Origin of the sequence: Lysobacter antibioticus (assembly GCF_000731095.1) — a bacterium.
GTDB classification, from domain to species: domain Bacteria; phylum Pseudomonadota; class Gammaproteobacteria; order Xanthomonadales; family Xanthomonadaceae; genus Lysobacter; species Lysobacter antibioticus_B.
This window is the reverse complement of record NZ_JMTZ01000037.1, coordinates 13,712-39,369: the sequence shown is the minus strand read 5'-3', so window position 1 is coordinate 39,369 and position 25,658 is coordinate 13,712. Positions and strand designations below refer to the sequence as shown.

The following is a 25,658-nucleotide window of genomic DNA, read 5'->3' as shown; positions in this document are numbered from 1 at the left end:
CAGCCTCTACCCATCCCTTGGTCGCGGCTTACGCCGCTCCTACAGGGAGCTACGTCCAGTAGCGCCGAGAAATTGAAGTACCGCGGTCGCGGCTCGCGCCGTTCCTACCCGAGGAGCGCGATTCGCCCCCCCGAAGACCATGCACCACTAACCGAGCAAGGCGCGCACCAACTCTCGCACCCGCTGCTCATCGCTCTGCTCCCAATCCGCCGACAACCCCGCCAACGCCTCGTTGCGATAGCGCATCGCCGAGCGCTTCGGCATCTTGGCCGAGGCGTGCAGCTCGCCGACTGCCGCGCGCTGCGCGAGCGCGACGATGTTCTGCACGGTGACACCGGCACCGGCCATCAAGCCGATGCGCCCGGCCGCCTGCTCCACCAGCGCCGCGATACGGTCGGCGCCGTTCCAGGCGTCGGCAGCGCCGCCCGAGGTCAGGATCCGCTCGCAACCCAGAGCGATCGCCGCTTCCAACGCCCGGCCCTGGTCGCGCGCCGCATCGAAGGCGCGATGGAAAGTCACGCCGAGCGATCCGGCCGCTGCGATCAGCTCGCGGCAGGTCGCAGCATCGACCTCGCCGTCGGCGTCGAGCGCGCCGATCACTACCCCGTCGCAGCCGAGCCGCACGCAGGCCTCGACGTCGGCACGCATCACCGCAAGCTCGGAGTCGTCGTAGAGAAAGTCGCCGCCGCGCGGGCGGATCAGCACGTACAACGGAATGCGCAGACGCTCGCGGGCAACCGCCAGCGTGCCGTAGGACGGCGTGGTGCCGCCCTCGCCCAGGTTCTCGCACAGCTCGACCCGGTCGGCGCCGCCGGCTTGCGCGGCGAGTGCCGAGCCCAGCGAATTCGCCGAGATTTCCAGGCTGCGCCGGCTCATCGCGCCGCTCACGTCTGTTCGGTCGTGTAGACCGAACGCGAGTCGAGCAAGGCATCGCGTTTGCCGGCATCGCAAACCGCGTAGACGAAGCCGCGGTGCAGCGCGTGCGCGCCGACTTCGCCGTGCTTGTTGATCGCCAGGAAACAGACCTGCAAGGTCTTGCTCGCTTGCGGACGCTTGCGCACCAGGCGGTCGATCGCCTCGCGGCAGGCCTCGTCCGGGCTGCGGCCTTGCCGCATCAGCTCGACCACCAGGAAGCTCGCGGCGTTGCGCAGCATTTCCTCGCCCACGCCGGACGCGGTCGCGGCACCGACTTCGTTGTCGACGTAGAGCCCCGCACCGACGATGGGGCTGTCGCCGACCCGGCCGTGCAGTTTCCAGGCCATGCCGCTGGTGGTGCAGGCGCCGGCGAGCTTGCCGCTGGCGTCGATGGCGAGAATACCGAGGGTGTCGTGGTTGCTGCTGTCGCCGGGCTTGGCGGTGTCGAGACGCTCGGCGTTGATCTTCGGTTCGTACTTCGAGGTCTTGCGCCATTCCTGCCAGGCCGCGCGGGCCTTGTCGGTCAGCAGGGCCTGCTTCGGGAAGCCCTGCTCGATCGCGAACTGCTGCGCCCCGGCGCCGACCAGCAACACGTGCGGCGTGCGCTCCATGACCCGGCGCGCGACGCTGACCGGATGGGCGATATCTTCGAGCGCGGCGACCGCGCCGCAACGGCCGTCGCCGTCCATGATGCTGGCGTCCAGGGTCAGCACGCCGTCGCGGTCGGGGTTGCCGCAGCGGCCGACGGTGCTGTTGCACAAATCCGCTTCGGCCCAGCGTGCGCCCGCCTCGACCGCATCGAGCGCCGAGCCGCCGGCAGCGAGCACCGGCCAGGCGGCCTGGTTGGCGCCGACGCCGAAGTCCCAGGTCGACACCAGCTTCGCACCGGTACCGCCTCGCCCCGGGGCTTGCCCGGTGGCGGCGAATGCAGGCAAGGCAGCGGAAGTGGCGGCGAGCAACGAGCTGTGCAGGAAACGACGGCGGGAGGTCATGAGATGGATTCGAAACGGCGCGAAGCGCGGACCGCCGACACGCTAGTCGTCGCCGTCGGTGCGCGCAAGCGTGGACAGGCCGCGCGCAGCACGCCTGCGCAACCGACCGATACGGCCCGGGGCGGTGTCATGGCACCGGCTACCTCGCGCTTTCGACGAATTTCAACGCGTTTGCGCATCCTTGATGCAGGCGGCAGCCGCACGACGCGGGAGGGGGCCGGAACGGCCACGGCCTGGGCGCTCGCCCGGTTTGGCCGCCGTCCGCCATCGCTTACGTTCCCTAGCAGGTGGCCGCGGCTGCGGCCCGTCTCCCCCGTTTCGGCGTCGCACGCCCGCGCCGGAAGCCAAGCGACAAGGAAGATGTGTCATGCAACGGACTTCCGCAACGAAGCCGACGGGACCGTCTATGTCGATGATCGGCGAGTCCGAGCCGATGCAGGCCATCCGGCGCCTGCTGCGACGTTACGCCGGCTGCAATGCCCCGATCCTGATCGAAGGCGAGACCGGTACCGGCAAGGAATTGGCCGCGCGCGAGGTCCACTACGCCAGCCCGCGCAGCCTGGGGCCGTTCGTTCCGGTCAATTGCGGCGCCCTGCCCGATTCATTGCTCGAATCGGAACTGTTCGGCCATCGCCGCGGCGCCTTTACCGATGCGCGTACCAGCGAGCCCGGATTGGTCGAATATGCGAACGGCGGCACCTTGTTCCTCGACGAGATCGACTCCCTGTCCGCGCGTGCGCAGACCATCCTGCTGCGCTTCCTGCAGAACGGCGAGTTTCGCGCGATCGGCGAACGGCCGCTGCGAGTGGCCGACGTGCGTATCGTCGCGGCGACCAATATCTCGCTGCTCGCGGCGGTCGAGGCCGGGCACTTCCGCCGCGACTTGCTGTATCGCCTTAACGCCTTGTATGTGGCCCTTCCGCCGCTGCGCGAACGCGGTGACGACATCGTCCTGCTCGCCCGGCATCTGCTGCGGGAGGTCGTGCGCGACCAGGACATGCCGCCGCGCGAATGGAGTCCTGCGGCGTTGCAGGCGTTGGCCCGGCAACGCTGGCCCGGCAACGTGCGCGAGTTGGAGAACGCGATCCTGCGCGCCTGTCTGCGCTCGGACCGGCTGGATATCGGCGTGGAGGAACTGAGCCTGACCGATGCGACGGCCCATGCCGAAGCGCGGGCGCCTGCCGAATCGGCGCTTGTTGCATCCGCGCTTGTCGACTCGGTGTCTGTCGACTCGGCGCCGGTCGATTCGATCCCGCACGAACAAGGTTTCGCCTCGGCCAAGCGCCGAGCGATCGAAGTGTTCGAGCGCACCTACCTGATCGGCCTGATGCAACAGGCCAAGGGCAACATCAGCCACGCCGCCGAGATCTCGCGCACCGAGCGCCGGCACCTCGGCAAGCTGCTCAAGCGCCACGGCATCCACGGCGACCGGCTGCGCATCGGCTGAACGCCGCAGGTGTCCGCGCGCACCCGGCGATGTGGGTGCGCGCGCACCCGGATGCCTTCGCCGGCCTCGGCCGCATACCACGCCGCCCTGCCGCCTTCGAGCCGGCTTCGCTCCGTTTTTCATGACCTTGCCGCGACTTCCTCGCCGCTCGCTGCAACCGCGAAGAAGTTGGCACGACGATTGCTTGCTATCCCTCGTCGGAGCAAGGAAACGCAGCAATGACGACGCCGGAGCGAGCGCAGGAACGCGACGCAGAAATCGAAGCCGCCGTGCTCGGCTACATCGGCGCGCATCCGCTCGCCGCCGACACGCTCGACGGCATCGTCCAATGGTGGTTGCCGCAGCAACGCTACGTCACCGCCCACGCGCGCATCGAAGCGACCCTCGAACGGCTGGTCGGCGACGGCGCCCTGCGCCTGCGCCGCCTGCCCGACGGCACCACGCTGTACTCGCTCGGCCGCGCACCGATGCCCCCCGCATTGTGATTCCACGAACCCAGCAAGGAGAATGGTCATGCCAGCTGCGCTCACCTACCCGGGCGTCTACGTCGAGGAGATTCCTAGCGGAGTCCGCACCATCACCGGGGTCGCGACCTCGATCACCGCCTTCGTGGGACGCGCCCGGCGCGGGCCGGTCGACCGAGCGATCGTGATCAACGGCTTCGGCGACTTCGAACGTCGTTACGGAGGACTGTGGCTGCAGAGCCAGCTCGGTTACGCGGTGCGCGATTTCTTCCTCAACGGCGGCAGCCAGGCGATCATCGTGCGCCTGTACGCCTCCACCACCGCCAGCTTCGCCAGTCCCGCCGCCGAAGCGGCCGCGATCGCGGTCGTCGCTGCCGCCACCGGCGACAGCGCCGCCGCAGCGGCCACGGCGGCCGAGACCAAGGCCAACACCTACCCCAACGACCCGGAGAAGAGCGCGGCCAAAGCGGTCGCCCTGGTCGCCAAAGGGGCTTCGGAAGAGCCCGGTGCGACCGCGCAAACGGTGCAGAAGGCGGCCAAGGCCAGCATAGCGCCCGCGCGCGCGCCGCTGACGATCGAGGAACTGTCGCTGGAGGCCGCCTACGAGGGCGCCTGGGGCGGCAAGTTGCGCGGCGAGATCGTCGCCTCGCCCAACGCCGAGGTCGCACTGGCTTTCGGCGTAGCCCCTTCCGCGTTGTTCAACCTGACCATACGCGACGCCAGCCCCGGCGGCGCGGTGGAAACCTATCTCAACGTCACCGTGGTCGAAAGCCCGCGCCGCATCGACCGGGTACTCGAATCCGAGTCGGCCCTGGTGCGGGTCAAGGGCGCCTTGCCCGGTTCGGTCAGCGCCGGCACCGATGCGATCACCACCGCCGAAGCCGAAGTCGGCGATGCCAAGACCGAGCTCGACGACCTGATCAAGGCCGGCGCGTCGCAAGCCGATATCGACGCCGCACGCGCGCTCTGGGAGACCAAGCGCGCGGCGCTGGCGGTGAAATACGAAGAGGCCGACCAGGCCGCCTCCGACGGCGGCCACCTGGGCGCGCTGCACTTCCTGCCCGACCAGGGCATGCAGCTGAAAAAGGGCTTGTACGCGCTCGAACAGTCCGACCTGTTCAACCTGCTGTGCATTCCGCCGTACAAGAGCGTCGACGGCATCCAGTTCGACGCCGAACCGATCGTGCTCTCGGCCGCGACCGCTTATTGCGAACGGCGCCGCGCCTTCCATGTGATCGATCCGCCTAGCGGCTGGACCAGCAAGGAGGCGGCGATCGCCGGCCTGGACACCGTCGCCGACCCGAAGAGCCGCAACGCCGCGATCTTCTTCCCGCGCCTGCGCCAGCCCAACTTGCTGCGCGACAACGGCATCGAGAGCTTCGCTCCCTGCGGCGCGGTCGCCGGCATCTTCGCTCGCACCGACGCCAGCCGCGGCGTGTGGAAAGCGCCGGCCGGTCTCGACGCGACCCTGGTCGGCGTGCCGCAGTTGTCGGTGCCGCTGACCGACGCCGAAAACGGAGAGCTCAACCCGCTCGGCATCAACTGCCTGCGCGCGATGCCGGCCAGCGGCCGCGTGGTCTGGGGCGCGCGCACCCTGCGCGGCGCCGACCAACTCGCCGACGAATACAAATACACGCCGGTGCGTCGCACCGCCTTGTTCATCGAGGAGAGCCTGTTCCGCGGCCTGAAATGGGTGGTGTTCGAGCCCAACGACGAACCGCTGTGGGCGCAGATCCGCCTCAACGTCGGCGCCTTCATGCACAACCTGTTCCGGCAGGGCGCGTTCCAGGGCAGTTCGCCGCGCGACGCCTACTTCGTCCGCTGCGACAAGGACACCACCACCCAGAACGACATCAACCTGGGCGTGGTCAACGTCGTGGTCGGCTTCGCGCCGTTGAAACCGGCCGAATTCGTGGTCCTGCGCATCCAGCAGATCGCCGGCCAGATCGACGTCTGAGTTTCTCATCCACGCCTCAGGAGCACTTCCATGGCCCAGTTCACCGTCAATGCGCAGCGCTTCGACCCGTACAAGAACTTCAAGTTCAGGGTCAAGTGGGACAACAAATACGTCGCCGGCATCAGCAAGGTCAGCGCACTCAAACGCAGTACCGAGGTGGTCAAGCACCGCGACGGCGGCGACCCCAGCAGCAGCCGCAAATCGCCGGGACGCACCGAATTCGAGGCGGTCACGCTCGAACGCGGCGTCACCCACGACAAGGAATTCGAGCAGTGGGCGAACAAAGTCTGGAACTACGGTGCCGGCCTGGGCTCGGAGGTGTCGCTCAAGGACTTCCGCAAGGACCTGATCATCGAGGTCTACAACGAAGCCGGCCAGCTCGCCATCGCCTACAAGGTGTATCGCTGCTGGGTCTCCGAGTTCCAGTCGCTGCCCGATCTCGACGCCAATGCCAATGCGGTCGCGATCCAGCGGCTGAAGCTGGAAAACGAAGGCTGGGAGCGCGACGTCGATGTGGTCGAGCCGGCCGAACCGAGCTTCACGGAGCCTGCATGAGTGCCGCTGGCGCGCCAGCATCGTACGTCGCGACGACCTCCGCCTCGGGCATGATCGAGGCCTTGCTGCGCGTGTGGGAAACCGCGTACTCGGCATCGCCGGCCGAGCGTGCGCTCGGCCTGCTGGCGGCGGTATGGCCCGAATACGATCGTTCGCATTGGCGCGGACTCTGCCTCGGCGATCGCGATGCCTGCCTGCTCCTGCTCCAGAAAAGCTTGTTCGGCGGACGCCTGCGCGCCGTCGCCGCATGCCCGGCCTGCGGCGACCGTCTCGAAACCGACTTCGATGCCGGCGAGGTTTGTCCCTTGCCCGCGCAGATGCCTTCGCCGCGCGAGCCCTTGTTGCTCAAGCACCGCGATTACCGGATCTACTTCCGCCCTCCCTGCAGCGACGACATCGAGGCGCTCGACGACAGCGCCGAGCAGGACGAAAGCGTGGGCCTGCTGTTGCAACGCTGCATAGTCAGCGCGCACTGCGGCCGGGAGGCATTGGCCGCGGCGCAGTTGCCGGCATCGCTGCGCCGGCGCCTCATCGCCGCGATGGCCGATCACGACCCGCTCGCGGACCTGCAGTTGGCGGTCGAATGCCCCTCCTGTCGGCACGCCTGGTCGGCGTCGCTGGACGTCGCCGGCTACCTGTGGGAGGAACTGGACGACTGGGCGCAAGATCTGCTCGCCGAAGTTCACGTATTGGCGCGCAATTACGCCTGGAGCGAGCGCGACATTCTCGCCATGGCGCCGGCCCGGCGTCGCTTCTATCTCGACATGGTGCAAGCATGAGCGCCCGCAACGACACGGCTGGCGACGTGCGCGGTCCGGCGCGTCCCCGCGCGGATGCCGACGGCTTCCTCGATCGCGTAGTGGCGCGGACACGCCAGCAGACGCCGTTGCTGACCCGTCGTCGGCCCTCGCTGTTCGAGCCACGGCAGCCCTCGGGCCCGGCCCCGGACATCGTCGAATCGATCGTCGTCGCGGCGGCACCGGCGCCCATGCCGTCACTCGCCCGGCCGAATGCAATCGAAGAGCACGCGCAGTTGGAAGGCGCCTCAGCGCTGCCGAGATCCGAAACCGTTCCGCCCGTCGCCACTCCCGCGCCGACCATCGCCGCCTCGGCACCGCCGCCGGTGCCGCTGTCGGTGCCGGCGGCAGTTTCCGTCCCGACGGGATCGCCCTACCGCAGCCATCGCCCGGCCGAACACGCCGAATCCGGCTCCACCGCGCAACGCCATCCGCATGCGCATGCGCATCCGAACCGGAACCCACCGATCGGCCCGACCCAGACCGCCGGCGTCTACGAACCCAAGCCGCACAGCGAGCGCATCGAACGTACCGCCCGCGTCGAACACATCGAACGGGTCGAGCGCCTGACCCGCATCGAACATACGCAGTCGCAAGTGCAAGCGGACGCTGCGAGGTTGGCCGCCGCCCTGCATGCCCAGGAGCCCGCCGCGGAGCCGCAGCGCTTGAGCGTCCCGGCAGCCCTGCCCAGCCCGATGTCGCGCAGACGCGACGCGGCGCCGGTCGCACCGGTAGCGAACCCGGGCCGCGCGGCCGCGACATCGCTTGCGCCGCTCGCATCGTCTCCGGCGCCGATACAGGTCACCATCGGGCGGCTCGAGGTCGGCGCCCTTGCACCTAACTCAGTGGCGGGTGCATCCGCGCCGGGCCCGACGCGCGAACCGAAACTCGGCCTCGACGACTATCTGCGCCGGCGCCATGGAGGCCGGCCATGAGCAACGCGCTGGCGATCGCTGCGGTCACCGCGGGATTGAAAGACCTGATCGGCAACGGTCTGCTCGGGCTCGATCTGTCGGCGATAGGCAGCGTCAGCGTCAGCGCCCTGCCGCCCGACCGCATCACCACCGGCCAGACCGAGCCCAATCAGCTCAATCTGTTTCTCTATCAGGTCACGCCCAACAGCGGTTGGCGCAATCAGGAACTGCCCGCCCGCGACGGCGCCGGCGCCCGCATGGGCACACCGCCGCTGGCCCTGGACCTGCATTACCTGCTCACCGCTTACGGCGCCCAGGACTTGGCGGCCGAAGCCCTGCTCGGCCTGGGCATGCAGTTCCTGCACGAGACGCCCACCCTGAGCCGTGCGCAGTTGCGCATCGTGCTCGGCCCGCCGACGCCGCCGTTCGGCGACTTCTCCGCATTGAGCCTCGCCGACCAGATCGAGTGGATCAAGATCACCCCGAAGTATCTCAACACCGAAGAGCTGACCAAGCTGTGGACGGCGATGCAGGCGCGTTACCGCCCCTCCATGGCTTACCAGGTATCGGTGGTGCTGATCGAGTCCGACGCCGGTGCGCGCAGCGCGCTGCCGGTGCTCAAGCGCGGCGCCGACGACCGCGGCCCGAAGGCTCTCGCGGCGGCCGCCCCTCGCCTCGACGAAGTCCGTCCGGCGGCATCGGAACTGCTGCCCGCGGCACGCCTGGGCGATGTCCTGCGCTTGCGCGGCGAGCGACTGGTCGCCACCGGTGCGCAGGCGATGTTCGAAGCCGCACGCGGCGGCCTGCAGCAAACCCTGCCGGCGAGCGCGGGCGAAGACGAACATTCCCTGCTCGTGGCGCTGCCGGCGCCCGGCGATGCCGGCGCGCTGGCGGATTGGCGCATCGGGCAATACGCCGTGCGCTTGCGCGGCGAAGCGTCGCCGGGACAACCGGCGCTGCTCAGCAATACCGTGGTATTGGCGCTCGCGCCGTTGATCGAAGTGACTCCGCTGGCCGCACCTACCGGCGATCTCGCATTGACGATCCGGTGCCGGCCGCGCTTGTTGCCGGCCCAGCACGACGGTGTACGCCTCGTATTCGGCGACATCCAGGTGCGGGCCGACAGCATCGACACGCCCGCCGATCCGGCCGAAGCGAGCGTACTGGAGTTCACCGTGCCCGACGTGGCCGCCGGCGACTACCCAGTGCGCTTGCGCGTCGACGGCCTGGACAGCCTGCCCAGCATCGTCGGAGCCGACGGCTTCGAGTTCGACCCGCAACAAACCGTGGTGGTGGCATGACCCCCCGCAGCGACCAGGAGACCGACATGCACGCTCGCGTGGCCGACGAAATGGAACGCTGGGCCGAAGCGAACCAGGCTTACCTTACCGCGTCCCTGCATTGGCTACGGCTGCGGGTGCAGCGTTTGGCGACGGCGACGGCGCAAGCGCCGCCAGCCAGCGAGCGCAGCGCGACGCGCTGGTTCGCGCGCGGCGCTGGGGCCGCACCGGTCGAAGTCTCGGCGGTTTCGATACCGTCGACGGCGGACGAGCAAGCCGCGGCCGCGGCGCGCGCGCAGGCGGCGCAGTCCGAACCCGCTCCCGCCCTGCTCTTGCTGGCCGAGCGGCTCGGCTTGAGCCCGTTCGAAACCGACACCCTACTGCTCTGCGTGGCGATGGAACTGGACCCTGCCCTGCCCGACATGATCGCGGCCGTGCAAGGTGCGCCCTATCCCAGTTTCGCGCTGGCGCTGCGCCTGTTCGAGCAACCGGTATGGGACGCGCTCGCACCGCAGCGCCCCTTGCGTCATCTGCGCCTGATCGAGATCAGCCAACCCGGCGCGACGCCGCTGACCGCGGCCGCGTTGCGCGCCGACGAACGCGTGGTCAATTACGCCAAGAGCCTGAACCTGCTCGACGCACGCCTGGAAGCGCTGCTGCGCGATCAGCCGACGCTGCCGCCGATGGCACCCTCGCAGCAACGGCAGACCGAACAGATCGTGGCCATCCTGCGCGCCCATGGCGCGGAACGCGACGAGAGCGACACCGATCCCGGCCCACTGCCGCTGGTGCAACTGACCGGCGGCGACGCCGGCAGTCGCTATGCGATCGCCGCCCATGCCTGCGCCGCATTCGGTTGCCGCCTGTATACCTTGCCGGTGCGTTCGCTGCCGACCGTGCGCAGCGAGTTGGAAACCCTGGCCCGGCTCTGGCACCGCGAAAGCCTGTTGCTGCCGGTGGCGTTGTACCTGGATGCCGACGAACTCGATGCCGACAGCGGCGAAACCGCGGACGCTATGCGGACCTTGCTCGGGCATCCGCTCGGACTCGCCTTCGTCGGCCTGCCGGTTTCGCCACTGCGCGTGGACGGCGCGCAATGGACTGTCGAAGTGCAGCTGCCGAGCGCGGCGGAACAGCATGCGGCCTGGCGCGAGGCACTGCCCGCGGCCGTGCCGGACCGCGAACGCCAGGCCGAGGCGCTGTCCGGGCATTTCCGCCTCAACCTGCAGCAAATACGCGAAGTCGCCGCGAGCGCACAGGCGCGCGGCGGCGATGCCTGGGAGGCCTGCCGCGATCTGTCCGTGTCGCGCCTGGATTCGTTGGCCCAGCGCCTGGAGCCCAAGGCGCGTTGGGAAGACCTGGTGCTCGGCGAGGAAGCCGTCTGCCTGCTGCGCCAGATCGCCGGCCAAGTCCACGAGCGGCACCGCGTCTACCAGCAATGGGGCTATGCCCAGCGCATGAACCGCGGCCTGGGGCTCAGCGCCCTGTTCGCCGGCGAGAGCGGCACCGGCAAGACCATGGCGGCGGAAGTCATCGCCAACGAGCTGCGCCTGCATCTGTACCGCATCGACCTGTCCTCGGTGGTCAGCAAATACATCGGCGAAACCGAGAAGAACCTGCGCCGCGTGTTCGACGCCGCCGAACAAGGCGGCGCGATCCTGTTTTTCGACGAGGCCGATGCCTTGTTCGGCAAGCGCAGCGAAGTCAAGGACAGCCACGACCGTTACGCCAACATCGAGATCAACTATTTGTTGCAACGCATGGAGGCATTTTCCGGACTGGCGATCCTGGCCACCAACATGAAGTCCGCGCTCGACGGCGCGTTCCTGCGCCGTCTGCGCTTCGTGGTCAACTTCCAGTTCCCCGGGCCCAACGAGCGGGCACGCATCTGGCACAACGCGCTCGCGCCCGGGGTGCCCAGGGAGACGCTCGACTACGACCGCCTCGCCCGCTTCGGCCTGTCCGGCGGCAACATCCACAGCATCGCCTTGAACGCCGCGTTCTCGGCCGCCCAGGCCGGCGTCGCCGTATCGATGCCGCTGCTGCTGGCCTCGCTGCGGGTGGAACTGCGCAAACTCGGCAAGCCGGTCAACGAAAGCGAATTCGCCGCGGGCGCCGGCCGGAGGCCCGGATGAGCGTCAAGCTGCATATCGAGCGAGTGGTCGTGCATGGCGCGAGGATCGGCGATGCGCAGCGTGGCGAGTTCGTACGTGCCTTGACCGACGAGCTGGCACGCCTGATCGGCGATCGCCGCCTGGCGGACGCACGCAGCGGTGCCTCGCTGGCGCGGCTGACGGCGCCGGCGGTCCGCACCGATGCCGGAACCGCGCGACTGGCGCGCGCCGTCGCCGGCTCCGTCGCCACGGCCCTGGGGCGGGAGATCCGAAGATGAGCAAGAACGCTGCGCTCAAGGCCGCTTCGGCGCTGGCGCCGGTACCGGCGAGTGCCGGCGTCCTTGCGCGTCGCTGCGAATGCGGCAACCACACCATTGCCGGTGCGACCTGCGGCGAATGCGCGCGACATGCGCCCGCCGCCTCGTCGGCACCGGCGGCGGCGAATGCGCGTCCCACCACCAACGCGTCCAACGCAGCCACTCTCGCCGCGATTCCGCCGGGGCCCTCGCTGCAACGCCAACCGTCTGCCTTGCGCGCACCGCCGACGGCGCGTCGACCCGCGCCGGCTTCGCTCGCCGCCACGGTCCTGCCGCAGCGCATCGAAGCTGCGAGCGGGCATGAGCGCGAGGCCGACCATATCGCCGAGGCCGCCGTACAACGGCTCTCCCTGCCGACCGATCCTTCCGCGGGCGAGGACACCGCACAGGCGCCCGCATCGGCCGCGCGCATCGCCGAACTCGGCCCGGGCCGGCCGTTGTCGCAATCGCTGCGCAGCGCGTTCGAGAACGCATTCTCGTGGGACTTCTCCGGCGTGCGCGTGCACACCGGCGACGGCGCGCAGGCCGCGGCCGGCCGACTCGGCGCGCGCGCTTTCACTTATGCGCGCAATCTGATCTTCGGGGACAAGGTCGCCGATCCCGAAGCGGCCGAGCATCGCCATCTGCTCGCGCACGAGCTGACCCACGTCGTCCAGCAGGATCTCGGCGCCGGTGCATTGCCGGCACGATCGGGTTTGTCGCAACACATCGCGGCTGCGCCGATGCAGGCCCAGGCCGCGCCCTTGGTCACCGCCGTCGCCGTCTCCTCGGCCGAGCTCGGCGTCGGCGGCAACGACATCACCGCCACCGCTACGGTCGCCGGTCGCAGCGCGCTGACTTGGACGATCAATCCCGGCGGCGCCGTCCCCGCCGGCGTGTCGGTCGTGGGCGGCGGCCGTCGGGTCAGGATCCGTGCCGTGCAGCCGCCGCCGGGCACGGTGGTCGGCGGCGCGGCGCTGACGATTCGCGCCGAGGTCGCCGGCACGCCGGCCGACAACGCAAACTCCATCGCGGTACGCTTGGTCCAAGTGACCAGTGCGACCTATGCCGCGGCGCCGGCGTTGGCCCCGGTGCCGGCATTGGTGGCAGGCGCAGCGCCGGCCGGCACCGCCGAGCCCAATCGCGACGGCATCAACGGCAACACCGCCACGGTCAACGCGATCACTGCGCCCGGCGGCCGTCCGGTGCGGGTGACCTTGCGCCGCGCGCTCGGCGCCCGCGTCGCCGGCAACGTCATCACCCCGGGCGCGCAGACCGGCGACATCCGCGTGCGCGTCGCCGACACCGCCACCGGTGCGCGACTCGACGAGACCCAGCCGGTCGCCGCACCGGTGGTCGGCGCTTCCGGCCTGATGGCGGAACTGACCGTCAATGCCGTGCCGACCCGGGTCACTGCGCTGACCTTCGCCGGCGGCGCGGGTCCCTATGGCGTGCAGAACCGCATCACCTTCCGATCCTCCGACGCCGCGCATGCGCCCTTGACCCGCATCGTCGGCGAGCTGATCACCCTCAATCGCAACGATTTCAATCTCGCTCCGGTCAATCCGCCGATCGGCTTCAACAACGCCTTCAATCTGCTCTTGGCCGTGCCGGCGAATGCCTGGGTCGATCAACTGGTCACGCCGGTCGCCCTGCCCAACGTCGCCGACGGGCTGCCGGCCATCGACGTCAATCGCTTCGTCGGACCCGGCGTGCGGCAGTTGCCGCGCTTCTGGAACTTCCGCCAGCGCTTCCAGTACTCGTCGTGGCGCGGCGCCGGCGCGGTGGTCAGCCGCACTTTCGCCGACGGCGTGCACGAACGCTCCCTGCGCGGTTCGCCCACGGCCGGATTCCAGTTCCGCACCGATCACCGTTTCGGCGGCGTTGCCGCTCCACCGCGCAACGATCCCTATGCCGGCAATCCGCTGATCGTGTTCAGCGCGGTGACGGCGACGCCGACCGCCGCCGGCGCGACCGCCTTGGCTGCCGACGGCAGGGCAACGGCTCGCTTGACCGTCGCCTCGACCGTCGCCGCACGCAGTGCCCGATGGAACGTATTGGCGGGCGATAGCGCAGTGACCGCAGGCAATCCCGCCGCGTTGCCGGCGGCGGCGACGCTGACCGCCGGCCTGCGCGCCGGAAATTTCCGCCTGCGCGCGGCCGATACGATCTTCCCCAACCGCCGTGCCGACGGCCGCGTCAGGGTCGAGGCCGTGCGCCTGCGCAACATGCGCGCGGCGCCCAGCCCGGTGCCGGTCGGCGTCTTGACCAGCGTGGTCACCCTCAATGCCAATCCGGGCGGACGGGTGGTGAATTTCATCGTCGATCCCGCCGCCGCCGCGGCAGGCGTCGTCGTGGCCGTCAACGCGGGTCCGCCCGGCGTAGCGGTCGCCGCGACCGTTACACGACCGGCAGGTTTCACCGGCGTGGTCACCGTGACTGCGACCGACTCGGTGCTCGCCGCGCGCAGCGCCACCATCAGGATCCGCTTCAGATGAACATGCGATCCGAACAGCACGAAGCGCTGCAATCGTTCGAGGTCGAGGGGCTGCGCGTGCGCGCAGGTCTGCGCGTCGCCAGTACCCTCCTGCTTGCCGGAGCGCCGATAGCGCTGCACTACTTCATCGAGGTCGAAGGCCCGGGCCGCCTGCATCTGGCCGTGGGCGGCGACCGCGCCAAGCAACGCCCGGCAGGTTTCGCGTTCCATGCCACCCTGGCCGGCAGCGGCACGACGCTGGCCGACCCTTGCGCCGGCGTACCCGATGTAGGCGGCCCGATCGGCCTGGTCGTCGTCGCGGCCGACACGCCATGGCGCCAGAGTTTGCTGCTGAACCAGTTCGTCGCCCTCGAGAACAGCCGCCGCTCCATCGCCGACGGCGAGCACGATCTGTTGACGCTGACCTGCCGGCGCGCCCTGAAGCTGGCGACGAGCGAGGACGGCGCGCTCGACCTGACGCACGCGACGCCGCTGGAACTGACGCTGTCGTTCCTCCTCGAACGCGACGACGCCGCCGTCGCGGCGACCGCGGCCACCCTCGCGCAGGAAGTCTTCGATGGTCCGATCGAACGTCGCGAACCGGCGCTCGCCGAATTGTTCGCGATGCGCGATGCCGCGCGGGTACAAATCCGCGCCCTGACCCAGCATCCGCAGGCGGCCGTGGTCGAACGCGCCAGGCAAGCGCTGGACGCCTTGGAGTCGGTGTCGTGAAACCGCCCGCAGCGACCATGCCGCGACCGTCGCATGCAGCGTTTTCGGCCTGCGACTGCGCCCACCCGCGCAGAAGCCAAGTATGCGGCTTATTGAGGGGCGACTGATGGAACGCCACGCCATCGAACGCAGCCTGCTCAAACCCGCGAACTCGGCGGCGGCCAGTCCGTTCGCCTTGCGCCCGAACGACACCGAGCAAAAAACCCCCTCTGATGCGTCGCAAATCGTGGCGCGCATGCCGCGCTCCCAGGTCCGGATCGATTCCGCCGACCTGATGCAGCCGGTCTCTTCACAGTCCGGCCGAATGCGTTTGCCCGCCCATATGTCGCTGATCGCGCCCTTGACCAAACCGCGCTCGCCGTTCAAGCCAGCGCTGTCGGCCTGGCCAAGAAAAAAGCTGAAGCTGCCGCTGCCCTCACCGCAGAACAAATTGCCGACGTGGGTGGAAGGGCCCGAGTCTCCGCCGCGGCTGGAGGTTCCTCGTGTCGACCTCAGCCGCTTGCCGGGCCCCGAATCGCTTGTTCCCAAGTTAGGTCCGAAGGCGGAATGGCTGTGGTCGTTCGTCACTACCCTGTTCGACCAGGATCCGGGCCTGGACCCCGACCCTCTCCACATGTTCGGGCCGTCGGGCAGGACAGAGCTGTTTCAACAGGCTCAAGACGAGCTTAAGGACGAAGGCGAGGGCCACGACTTTCAATTCGAGACAAAATTCGATTTCCCGCCGCGGCGAGGAACCCGCTGATGGAGCGCCATGGCCTTCATCCTCGCCTACGCCGAAAAAACTCCGTTACCGCGGTGCGGGCCTCCGCGGGCCTGAACCTGGCGGCCACCCACGAGTCCAGCCAGCGTCTACCCCACGCGCGGCCATCGGCAGGCGTGGACTTCGCGCGAATCAACGCATACGCGCCGCAAGTCGCACCGCAAGCCGCGCCTCAAAGCGCACGCGCCGAGCCCGATGACACCGCCACGATTCCGCAGGTGCCGTCTTTCGTCCTGCAGCCGCCGTCCCTGCTCTCGCCGCGCCCGCGCTTTCCGCGCCTTTCGCTGGTGCCGCCGCTGCGCTTGTCGCCCCCGCTGCCGGCGACGTCCCTTACTCCTCCGGTACCGGCACCGTCATTGATGCCGCTGCGGTTACCGTTGCAGGCGCAGTTCGGACCGATGGCTCCGCTGAGCGGCCTGGACCCGAATTTCTGGCGACCGCCATCGACCGATATGAACTCTCGTATCGATTGGCTCGGCATCCGCCGCGCCTATAGCGCCCGCGGCAGCTACTTCGGCTCGCGCGATGCGGATTCCTTCGTCGCCGAGGCGCAACGATCGTCCGAGCTGATGCGCACGATCGGCATGCCGGAGCGATTGCGCTTGGGCCCGCTCAACCTCGACTTGCTCAATCTGGGGCTGCGCCTGCAGGCCGACCAGCTCAACGCGCGCGAGAACCCGAACGTCATGGACCGCATGCAATCGGAATGGAAAGTCCACCACCCCAACGATATCAGGACGCCGATTTTCCCGTTCTTCAGTAGAGATTTCTGATCGGGCCGAAAGGGAAACCAGACGATGAGCGGATACCCACGATCACCGAAACTGCTGCGCGGCGGCCTGGTCCTGCTCGACCCCACGAGCGGCAACGTAATCCGCATCATCGGCCTGCAGTACAACCCCGACAGCATGACCCGCAGCCTGCAGATCAAGGGCATCGGCGGCGAATCCGGCGATCGTTCGGAAGCGCTGCGCTTGAAGGGGCCGCCGGCGGAAACGATCAAGCTCGAAGCCGAGATCGACGCCAGCGATGCCCTCGAGGCCGGTCAGGTGTCGTCCACGCTGAGCGGCCTGCATCCGCAGATCGCCGCGATCGAAGCGCTGGTCCACCCTGCCAGCGGCGACCTGTTCGCGGCCAATGCGATCGCGGCGACCGGCTCGCTGGAAATAGCCCCGGCGTTGGCGCCGCTGTCGGTATTCGTGTTCGGCCCCAACCGGATCGCGCCGGTGCGCATCACCGAGCTGAGCATCACCGAGGAGGCCTTCGATGTATCGCTGAACCCGATCAGGGCCAAGCTCAGCATAGGCCTGCGCGTGCTCAGCATCGACGACATCGGGTTCGACAGCAAAGGCGGCGGCTTGTTCATGAGCTACCTGCTGAGCAAGGAGCGCCTCGCGGCGCAGGCGATCGGCGCGGATTTCCGCGCCCTCGGCATTCCAGGCGTGTTCTGACCGCGAGCGGGAGATCGACCAGGACGACGCGGATTTCGATCCGCTGCAACGACGAAGGAGACGGCGATGGCGAACTACGACTTTCCTCCCGGCAGCCGCTACCACGCGGTGCCGGTGGCCATGCGGGTCGGCGAGGACGGCACGGTCGTGCCCTATCTGCAACGGCGATTCCTGCCGCCGCTGGACGGCTTCGTCACCTTGCACGAACACACGGTGGTCGAAGGCGAACGCCCCGACCTCGTCGCCGCGCGCGAGCTCGGCGATTCCGAAGCGTTCTGGCGCTTGTGCGATGCGAACGGCGTGATGCACCCCGACGAGCTCACCGACACGGTCGGCGAACGCGTGCGCATCACCTTGCCCGACGGCGTGCCGCCGCCGGCACGGGAATAAAGCCATGGTCCAGGGCATCCACCTGACGCTGATGATCGGGCCGGCGGTGCCGGTGCCGGCGCCGCGCGCGGTCGTGGATGCGTTGCAGAGCGTCGAGATCACCAGCGGCAAGGATAAGAGCGGGTTCCAGCTCAGCTTCGGCGTCGGCAAGGACTCGATGCTGTTGACCACCTTGCTGCCGGCCGGCTATTTCGACCCGATCACCACCCGCGTGGTGGTCATGGTCACGCTGGGCGGATTCCCGCACGTGCTGATGGACGGCCTGGTGACGCGGCAGGAGCTCGCGCCGAGCAGCGAACCGGGGCAGTCGGTGCTGACCATCACCGGCGACGATCTGAGCACCGCGATGGACCTGGTCGAACTGGCCCTGCCCTATCCCAACATGTCTTCGACCGTACAGGCCTACCAGATCCTGGCCCGATACGCCGGACTCGGCATCGTGCCGATCGTGATCCCGCCGTTCATCCCCGAACAGCCGATCATGACCAAGAAGATCGAAGCGCAGAACGGCACCGACCTGGAGCACCTGAAGAAGATCGCCGACGACAGCGGCTTCGTCTTCTACGTCGAACCGGGCCCCCTGCCCGGGCAAAGCATCGCCTATCTCGGGCCGAACATCCGCATCCCGGTGCCGCAACCGGCATTGAGCATCAACATGGATGCGCACACCAACGTCGAGTCGATGAGTTTCCAGCTCGACGGCCTGGCCAAAGAGACCTTGCTGGTCAACGTCCACGACCCGATCACCGGGCGCCTGCCGCTGGTGATTCCGATCCCGTCGGTGAACATCTTCCAGCTCCCGCTCGGCGCACGGCCGACGCCGCCGCTGAAGATGGTGATGTCGCACGACACCGGCGGCGACTCGACCGAGTTCACCCTCAAGAAGATGCTCGGCCGCATGCTCAAAGGCGCGGCCAATGCGATCACCGTCAGCGGTTCGCTCGACGTGTTGCGCTACGGCCATGTGTTGCGCTCGAAGCTGATGGTCGGCGTGCGCGGCGCCGGGCTGGCCTACGACGGTCTCTACTACGTCGACAGCGTGACCCACAAGATCAAGCGCGGCGAATTCAAGCAGAACTTCGAGCTCAGCCGCGACGGGCTGATTTCCCTGACTCCGAAGGTGCCGATATGAGCGACGGATCCAGCGGCGTACGACTGTATCCGGGCATTTACCGGGGCACGGTCGCCATGAACACCGATCCCGAGTTCCGCGGCCGGCTGCTGCTGACCGCGGTCGACGTGGCCGGCTTCGTGCCGACCACTTGGGCCGAGCCCTGCACGCCGCTGTCCGGGCCGCCCGGCCCGGGCATGGGCGTGTACGCGGTACCGCCGGTCGGCGCCGGCGTGTGGCTGATGTTCGAACACGGCGACGTCAACAAGCCGGTGTGGCTGGGCTGTCGCTTCGACACCAGCGCCGATCCGCCGGCCATGGCCAAGCTCGGCAATCCGGCCGATCCCAACATCGTCATCCAGTCCTTGCTGCAGAACATGCTCATGGTCAGCGACATGCCGCCTACGCCGATCACCGGCGGCATCGTGCTCAAGAGCACCACCGGCGCGATGTTGGTGGTCAACGACAGCGGCATCTACATCGACAACGGCAAAGGCGCCTCGATCTACCTGGTCGGGCCGACCATCACCTTCAACAAAGTCGCTATGGCGATCACCTGAGGACGCGGCCATGCCTGGATATCTGTTGCACGCCAACGCCGTCATGACCTGCCAGCACGCGGTCGGTCAGGCCAAGATCGCGCCGGTGCAGACGCGCGTGCTGGTGATGGGGCAACCGGTAGCGACGATCCCGCCGGGCGCGCCGACCATCGTCGTCGCCGGCTGTCCCTTCACCCTGCCTAACGGCAAGCCACAGCCCTGCGTCACCGTGCGCTGGTCGATGCCGAGCGCGCGGGTCACCGTCATGGGCTTGCCGGCGATGCTGACGCCGGCGCCCGGGCCGGCCCCGGGCATCTGCCAGAGCGCCGAACAGATCCCGCAGGGCGCGCCGATCGTCGGCGCCATGCAGGCCCGCGTGTTCGCGATGTAGCCGCTGCAGCACTAGCCGGAGAATCGCCATGCATCTGGACTTTCCTTTCCATGTCGACGGCCGCGGCCGCAGCGCCGCCACCGATCATGCCGGCCATGTGCGCGACATGATCGAGCAACTGGTGTTCACCCAGGCCGGCGAACGGGTCAACCGGCCCGACTTCGGCAGCGGGCTGTTGCAGTTGGTATTCGCCGGCAACAGCCCCGAGTTGGCCGCGACCGTGCAATTCACCTTGCAGGCGGCGCTGCAACGCTGGTTGCAGGACGTGATCGAAGTGCGCGCCTTGCAGGTCAGCGCGCAGGACGCCGCATTGACCGTCGAGCTGAGTTACGTGCTGCTGCGCACCCGCGAAGAGCAAAGCGCGCGCTTCACCCGCGCGATCTGACCGAGGCAGGGATTCCGTCATGACTCTTTCATGCTGCAACGATCCGCGCCGCCAGGATGTCCGCGCCTTCGGCGGACGGGTCGGCCTGGACTTCGTCGAAGTCTCCGCCGACCAGCTCGAACTGCACGTCTATTTTCTCGGCAAGCTGCCGCCCGAGCTCGGCGAGGACGGTCCCGGGCTGCTGCGCCATCTGCGCATCGAAGGCGGCACCCGCATCGTCGACATCGGCATCGTCGACGTCGACCCTCACCCCAGCGGAGAACCCGATGTCGACGATTGGTTGACGGTAGGTCTCGATCGCCGAGGCGACCATTCGCGTTACCGCTTGCGCCTGCTCGACATCGAGGGGCTGGACCCGATGTACGCCAGCGCCGAGTTCTCCTTCAAGGCCGGCTGCCCGTCCGACCTGGATTGCGCGGCGGCTCCGGCCTGCATCGAGGAACCGCCGAACGAACCCGCGTTGTCGTACCTGGCCAAGGACTACGCCAGTTTCCGTCGCCTGATCCAGGACCGGCTCGCACTGGTTTCGCCCGACTGGAACCCGGAGCATGTGCCCGATCTCGGCGTCACCTTGATCGAACTGCTGGCCTATGCCGGCGATTACCTGAGCTACTACCAGGACGCGGTCGCGACCGAGGCCTATCTCGACACCGCGCGCCAACGCATCTCGGTGCGCCGGCACGCGCGCCTGGTCGACTATCGCCTGCACGAAGGCTGCAATGCCCGCGCCTGGGTCGCCATCGAAACCTCGCAGGATCTCGATGTGGCGGTCGCCGACATCACCTTCCTCAGCGGCATCGCCGTCGATGCGCCGGTGCCGCCGTTGCTCGGCGACGAAGCCATGCGCACGCTCGCGTCCGACGATCACGGCCGCTACGACAGTTTCCTGCCGCTGACCAGTGGCGACTCAGGCTCGATCGCCCTGCGCAGCGCGCACAACCGCATCGCGTTCTACGACTGGGGCCGCGACGACTGCTGCCTGCCGCGCGGTGCTACGGCGGCGGTGTTGCGCGACGCATGGGCGCAATCGCAAGGCGAGACACGCGCGCTGGAGCTGAAGGCCGGCGACGTGCTGTTGTTGAAGGAAGTGCTGGGGCCGCGCAGCGGACTCGAGGCGGATGCCGATCCGTCCCATGTCTGGCCGGTGCGGCTGACCCGGGTCGAGGCGATCGAGGACACGCTTTATCCCACCGGTCCCGACGACCCACGGCCGATGCCTCTGCTGCGGGTGCAATGGCATGTCGACGACGCGCTGCCGTTCGCGCTGTGCCTCAGCGCGCTCGGCCCTGCGCCGGGCTGCGCGCGTCTGCGCGAAGTGTCGATGGCGCTCGGCAACGTGGTCCTGGCCGACCACGGCCGTCGCGCCGGCCCCCTCGACCTGGGCACGGTGCCCGAGGCACACGGCCAGGCCGAATGCGAATGCGAGGGCCAACCGTCGGAACTCGTGCAACGGCCCGGCCGCTTCCATTGGCACCTGCCCGATGCGCCTCTGACCCATCGCACCCAGATGCCGGCCGCCAGTCGCGCTGCGTCCGCCAGCCTCGATCAGGATCCGCGCGAAGCATTGCCTTCATTGCGGCTGGACGATGACGAGGGCGGTTCGTGGACGCCGGTGTTCGATCTGCTCGGCAGCGGCGACGAGGACCGCCATGTGGTCGTGGAGATCGACAACCAGGGCCTGGCCCATCTGCGCTTCGGCGACGACGACCTCGGCAAGCGCCCGGAGCCGGGCCGACGCTTCGCCGCCCGCTACCGGCTCGGTAACGGCAGCGCCGGCAACGTCGGCGCCCACGGCATCAACCGCGTGCATCTGCGCGGCGAATGGAGCGGCTTGCAGGTGCGCGTCGACAATCCGCTGCCGGCGCGAGGCGGCATCGACCCCGAGCCGCTGGCGCAGGCGCGCTTGCTGGCGCCCGGCGCGTTCCGCAAGCAACGCCTGCGCGCGATCACCGCCGACGATTACGCGCGCCTGGCCGAACGCGATCTGCGCGTGCAGCGCGCCGCCAGCGAACTGGTCTGGACCGGCAGTTGGTACGAAGCCGACGTGGCCCTGGACCCGTACGGTCGCGTGCCGGCCGACGCCGAGTTGATCGGCGAGGTCGAAACGGCCCTGCACCGCGTGCGCCGCATGGGCCACGACCTGCATGTGGAAACGGCGGTGTACGTGCCGATCGAACTGAGCCTGGAAGTCTGTGCCCTGCCCGGCTACGAGCGCGGCGCGATCAAGGCCGCACTGCTCGAACGCTTCGGCGCCGGTCGCCGCCGCGACGGCCAGCCGGGTTATTTCCACCCCGATCGTTTGAGCTTCGGCCACAGCCTGCGGGCCAGCGCACTGGTGGCCGAAGCGATGGCGGTGACCGGCGTGGAATGCGCCCGCGTGATCCGCCTGCAACGCCTGTACGCGGCCGCCAACCGCGAACTCGAGGACGGCATCCTGCGCTTGGGCGCGCACGAGATCGCGCGCCTCGACAACGACCCCAACTATCCCGAGCACGGCAAGCTCTCGATCTTCGTCGGAGGTGGGCGATGAGCGCTCACGACTGCGGATGCGGCAGCGCCCGCTGTGGCTGCTGCGAAGGCGTCGCGGCGTCGACGCCGGTGGCGCTGGACAACCGGCGCGGACTGCCGGCGCTGGCCTACCGGGTCGGCACCCACGGCCGCTTCCTCGCGAGCATGAAAGCGCGATTGCCGAGCATGGAGGTCGAAGTGCCCGGCGACGGCCGACAGGCCGCACGCAGCTTGCGGCCCTTGCAGCCGCTGACCACGCGCGATCCGGCCGATCCGGCGATCGCCCTGCTCGACGGTTGGGCCACGGTCTCGGACGTGCTGAGCTTCTACCAGGAGCGCATCGCCAACGAAGGCTATCTGCGCACCGCCGGCGAACGCCGCTCCCTGGTCGAACTGGCGCGCCTGGTCGGTTACGCCCCGCGCGCCGGCGTCTCGTCCAGCGTATTCCTGTCCTACACCGTCGACGACAACCAGGCCGGGCCCGTGGAACTGCCGGTCGGCACCCGCGCGCAGAGCATCCCCGGCCCCGGCGAACTGCCGCAGTCGTTCGAGACCGACGAGGCGCTGCAGGCGCGGCGCGAGTGGAACGACCTGCAGATCCGCCGTGAGCGGCCGCAGCGGATCGAACTGGCCAACGTGCTCGCCCTCGACAGCATCCACGCGGTCGGTGTGGACACCGGTGTCCTGCCCGGCGACCTGTTGCTGCTCCAGTTCGGCGCCTCGGCCACCGCCGTGCACGTCGCACGTCGCGTGGTCGCGGTCGAACCCGACTTCGCCGGGCAGCGCACGCGTTTGCGCCTGCAGCCGCTGCCGCCACTGCAGGACCAGGCGCACCCGCTGTTGCAGATCCTGCAGAACAAACTGGCCTTTACCCAGGACGATCGCGCGATCGAGAACTGCGCGCAGCTGTTGAATGCGCTGCGCCTCGGCGCTCCGCGTCCGCCGATGGACGAATGGGCCGGCCTGCTGAACGGCGGGGTCGAGAACGGCAACGCCATGCAGGCCATCGACGCTTTCGGCGAGGCACTGGCCGAACTCGAACTACCGGGCGCGAGCGCGCCGAACGGCGGGCCCGACGACGCGGTCGAGCATCTGCTGGCGCCACGCCGGCTGCAGGCCGCCAACACCCTGCGCCTGCCGCGCAAACTCGACGAAACCTTCAGTTACGACGCCGATGTGCAGCCGCAACTGATCACCGATTTCGCGCCGACGCTCAAGGACAGTTACTACGCGGCCTGGCGCGGCTCCAGCCCCGAACAGGCGACGCCCTCGTTGACGGCCGTGCACGTGCTCGGCGCCGGCGAGACCCTGTTCGGCGCCGGCTCGTCCAAGCCGATGCCCGGCACCACCAACAACACCATCCCGCCGGTGGAATCGTGGGCGGACTGGGTCTACGAGGACGACGAAAGCGACAGCAACGCCTTCCTCGGCAAGGCCGATCCGCTGCTCGCGATCGGCGACCGGGTCCTGGTCGTGCGGCCACCGCTGCCGACCGAGCTGTTGGCGCGCTATCAGGTGATGCACGTCGCCAGCGCGCATACCGGGCCGCGCAGCGCGTACGGCCTGTCGCAGGAAAGCACCCGGATCGAATTCGGCGCCGAAGGCGAGCCCAGCGCCTGGCGCGATGTCGCCGACGGTCAGACCCGCCGCCGGATCGACGAACTGCGCCAGACCTGGCTGCACCCGCAACGGCGCCGGCTGGAGATGGCGGCCGAACCGATTCTCGACGACGTCTCCGGCAGCCGCCTGGAACTGGGCCCGTTGCACGAGCAACTCAAGTCCGGTCGCTGGGTGGTGGTGGAAGGCGAGCGCAGCGACATCCCGGGGGTGCGCGGCGTGCGCGTCAGCGAGCTGATGATGATCGCCGGCCTGGAGCACGGCAGCGACTTCTGGCGTCCCGGCGACCGTCCGCACACCACCCTGCGCCTGGCCACACCCTTGGCCTACGTGTACTACCGCGACGGCCTGCGCATCCACGCCAACGTGGTCGCGGCCAGCCACGGCGAGACCCGCAAGGAGGTGCTCGGCAGCAGCGACGCACGCCGGCCGCTGCAACGCTTCGCCCTGCGCCAACCGCCATTGACCTGGCGCCCCGCGCCGACCGCCGCGGGCGCGGCGAGCACGCTCAAGGTGCTGGTCAACGAGGTGGAGTGGCAGGAAACCGACAGCCTGGCCGGGCTCGGCCCCGACGCGCGCGCCTACGTCACCGTGACCGGCGACGACGGCGTGACCTCGGTGGTGTTCGGCGACGGCGTCAACGGCCTGCGCCCGCCGAGCGGCTTCGAGAACCTGCGCGCCGAATACCGCAACGGCATCGGCAAGGGCGGCAACGTGCGCGCCGGACAGATCTCGCTGTTGATCAGCCGTCCGCTCGGGATCAAGGAGGTGATCAATCCATTGCACGCCTCCGGCGGCGCCGACCGCGAAAGCATCGGGCTGATCCGCGAGAACGCGCCGCGTTCGTTGATGGCGCTGGACCGGCTGGTGTCGCTGTCGGACTACGCCGACTTCACCCGCATGTTCGCCGGCATCGCCAAGGCCGTGGCGGCGCGGCTCAGCGACGGCGTGCGCGAAGTGGTGCACATCACCGTCGCCGGGGTCGACGACATGCCGCTGGACCCGAACTCCGATCTCTATCGCAACCTCATGCAGGCCCTGCGCGAACTCGGCGACCCCGCCTTGTCGGTGCAGGTGGCCATGCGCGAACGCATTGCCCTGGTGCTGCAGGCGCGGCTGCGTCTGTTGCCCGGTCATCGCTGGGAGCCGGTCGCGACCGCGGTACGCGAGCGCCTGCTGGAACGCTTCGGCTTCGACCAACGCGCCCTGGCCCGGCCGGCCCTGCTCTGCGAGATCGTCACGGCGATGCAGTCGGTGCGCGGCGTCGACTGGGTCGACGTCGACAGCTTCGGCGGCATCCCCGAGACCGTCATCGACTGGCAGAGCGACCAACGCCGGCTGATAAGCCAGGACGAGATCACCGACATCGTCCAGGCCATCGTCTACGGCGACAGCGACAGCGGCTTCAACGGCAACGACGAACAGCCGATACCGGTCCAGCCGCCCGCCCGCGTCGAGGCCGGCCCCGCCGAGCCCGATGGCGACACGATCCGTCCGGCGCGGCTCGCCTGCTTCGTGCCGAACGTGCCCGACACCCTGATCCTCAATCCGGTCCAGTGAGCGACGA

23 protein-coding genes are annotated in these 25,658 nt (G+C 68.9%); 21 read left to right on the top strand and 2 right to left on the bottom strand.

Going from position 1 to position 25,658, the window contains the following annotated elements; translation table 11 throughout:
- Positions 1-147: 147 nt before the first annotated feature.
- Positions 148-876, bottom strand: coding sequence for a copper homeostasis protein CutC (locus EX88_RS0112585; protein ID WP_031372346.1), 729 nt, complete (start codon positions 874-876; stop codon positions 148-150).
- Positions 877-884: 8 nt separating this feature from the next.
- Entirely contained in the window at positions 885-1,907 is a 1,023-nt protein-coding gene (locus tag EX88_RS0112580) for a N(4)-(beta-N-acetylglucosaminyl)-L-asparaginase (protein ID WP_031372345.1), read from the bottom strand.
- A 406-nt stretch (positions 1,908-2,313) separates the two neighbouring features.
- Between EX88_RS0112580 and EX88_RS0112575 the strand changes: the two genes are divergently transcribed.
- The 21 genes from EX88_RS0112575 (at position 2,314) to EX88_RS0112475 (ending at position 25,651) form a co-directional block, all read left to right on the top strand.
- Positions 2,314-3,354 carry a sigma 54-interacting transcriptional regulator gene (locus EX88_RS0112575; RefSeq protein WP_235186264.1) on the top strand — a complete coding sequence of 347 codons (1,041 nt, stop codon included), beginning with the start codon at positions 2,314-2,316 and terminating at the stop codon, positions 3,352-3,354.
- A 218-nt stretch (positions 3,355-3,572) separates the two neighbouring features.
- Positions 3,573-3,839, top strand: a complete 267-nt coding sequence (locus EX88_RS0112570; protein ID WP_031372343.1) for a hypothetical protein — start codon at positions 3,573-3,575, stop codon at positions 3,837-3,839.
- Between the two features lie 28 nt (positions 3,840-3,867).
- Entirely contained in the window at positions 3,868-5,775 is a 1,908-nt protein-coding gene (locus EX88_RS27135) for a phage tail sheath family protein (RefSeq protein WP_031372342.1), read from the top strand.
- 30 nt (positions 5,776-5,805) lie between these two features.
- Complete coding sequence (locus EX88_RS0112560; protein WP_031372341.1) at positions 5,806-6,330, top strand: phage tail protein; 525 nt, start codon at positions 5,806-5,808, stop codon at positions 6,328-6,330.
- A complete protein-coding gene (locus EX88_RS0112555; RefSeq protein ID WP_152566252.1) occupies positions 6,327-7,109 on the top strand; it encodes a hypothetical protein in 783 nt (260 codons plus the stop codon). Before EX88_RS0112560 ends, EX88_RS0112555 begins: the two co-directional genes overlap by 4 nt.
- Complete coding sequence (locus EX88_RS0112550) at positions 7,106-8,062, top strand: hypothetical protein (RefSeq protein ID WP_031372339.1); 957 nt, start codon at positions 7,106-7,108, stop codon at positions 8,060-8,062. Before EX88_RS0112555 ends, EX88_RS0112550 begins: the two co-directional genes overlap by 4 nt.
- A complete protein-coding gene (locus EX88_RS0112545; protein ID WP_036148766.1) occupies positions 8,059-9,342 on the top strand; it encodes a DUF4255 domain-containing protein in 1,284 nt (427 codons plus the stop codon). The genes EX88_RS0112550 and EX88_RS0112545 overlap by 4 nt, the downstream gene beginning before the upstream one ends.
- Positions 9,339-11,456, top strand: coding sequence for an ATP-binding protein (locus tag EX88_RS0112540; RefSeq protein ID WP_235186262.1), 2,118 nt, complete (start codon positions 9,339-9,341; stop codon positions 11,454-11,456). The genes EX88_RS0112545 and EX88_RS0112540 overlap by 4 nt, the downstream gene beginning before the upstream one ends.
- On the top strand, positions 11,453-11,713 hold the full coding sequence (locus EX88_RS0112535; protein ID WP_031372336.1) for a hypothetical protein: 261 nt from the start codon (positions 11,453-11,455) through the stop codon (positions 11,711-11,713). Before EX88_RS0112540 ends, EX88_RS0112535 begins: the two co-directional genes overlap by 4 nt.
- Positions 11,710-14,229, top strand: coding sequence for a DUF4157 domain-containing protein (locus EX88_RS0112530; protein ID WP_031372335.1), 2,520 nt, complete (start codon positions 11,710-11,712; stop codon positions 14,227-14,229). Before EX88_RS0112535 ends, EX88_RS0112530 begins: the two co-directional genes overlap by 4 nt.
- A complete protein-coding gene (locus EX88_RS0112525) occupies positions 14,226-14,939 on the top strand; it encodes a hypothetical protein (RefSeq protein ID WP_031372334.1) in 714 nt (237 codons plus the stop codon). Before EX88_RS0112530 ends, EX88_RS0112525 begins: the two co-directional genes overlap by 4 nt.
- Before the next feature lie 106 nt (positions 14,940-15,045).
- Positions 15,046-15,681, top strand: coding sequence for a hypothetical protein (locus EX88_RS0112520; protein ID WP_152566251.1), 636 nt, complete (start codon positions 15,046-15,048; stop codon positions 15,679-15,681).
- Positions 15,681-16,472 carry a hypothetical protein gene (locus EX88_RS0112515; protein ID WP_152566250.1) on the top strand — a complete coding sequence of 264 codons (792 nt, stop codon included), beginning with the start codon at positions 15,681-15,683 and terminating at the stop codon, positions 16,470-16,472. Before EX88_RS0112520 ends, EX88_RS0112515 begins: the two co-directional genes overlap by 1 nt.
- A gap of 24 nt (positions 16,473-16,496) precedes the next feature.
- Positions 16,497-17,150, top strand: coding sequence for a hypothetical protein (locus EX88_RS0112510; RefSeq protein ID WP_031372331.1), 654 nt, complete (start codon positions 16,497-16,499; stop codon positions 17,148-17,150).
- Positions 17,151-17,216: 66 nt separating this feature from the next.
- The gene (locus EX88_RS0112505) at positions 17,217-17,540 is read left to right on the top strand and encodes a hypothetical protein (protein ID WP_031372330.1); all 324 of its coding nucleotides are present in this window, start codon (positions 17,217-17,219) and stop codon (positions 17,538-17,540) included.
- Positions 17,541-17,544: 4 nt separating this feature from the next.
- Positions 17,545-18,672 (top strand): hypothetical protein, encoded by a 1,128-nt coding sequence (locus EX88_RS0112500; RefSeq protein WP_031372329.1) that lies wholly within the window; start codon positions 17,545-17,547, stop codon positions 18,670-18,672.
- Positions 18,669-19,211 carry a phage baseplate assembly protein V gene (locus EX88_RS0112495; RefSeq protein ID WP_031372328.1) on the top strand — a complete coding sequence of 181 codons (543 nt, stop codon included), beginning with the start codon at positions 18,669-18,671 and terminating at the stop codon, positions 19,209-19,211. The genes EX88_RS0112500 and EX88_RS0112495 overlap by 4 nt, the downstream gene beginning before the upstream one ends.
- A 10-nt stretch (positions 19,212-19,221) precedes the next feature.
- Positions 19,222-19,581: a hypothetical protein gene (locus EX88_RS0112490; protein ID WP_031372327.1), complete on the top strand. Its 360-nt coding sequence runs from the start codon at positions 19,222-19,224 to the stop codon at positions 19,579-19,581.
- A 28-nt stretch (positions 19,582-19,609) separates the two neighbouring features.
- Positions 19,610-19,966 (top strand): GPW/gp25 family protein, encoded by a 357-nt coding sequence (locus tag EX88_RS0112485; RefSeq protein WP_031372326.1) that lies wholly within the window; start codon positions 19,610-19,612, stop codon positions 19,964-19,966.
- A gap of 19 nt (positions 19,967-19,985) precedes the next feature.
- A complete protein-coding gene (locus tag EX88_RS0112480; RefSeq protein ID WP_031372325.1) occupies positions 19,986-22,496 on the top strand; it encodes a putative baseplate assembly protein in 2,511 nt (836 codons plus the stop codon).
- Complete coding sequence (locus EX88_RS0112475; protein ID WP_031372324.1) at positions 22,493-25,651, top strand: putative baseplate assembly protein; 3,159 nt, start codon at positions 22,493-22,495, stop codon at positions 25,649-25,651. The genes EX88_RS0112480 and EX88_RS0112475 overlap by 4 nt, the downstream gene beginning before the upstream one ends.
- Positions 25,652-25,658: the final 7 nt, after the last annotated feature.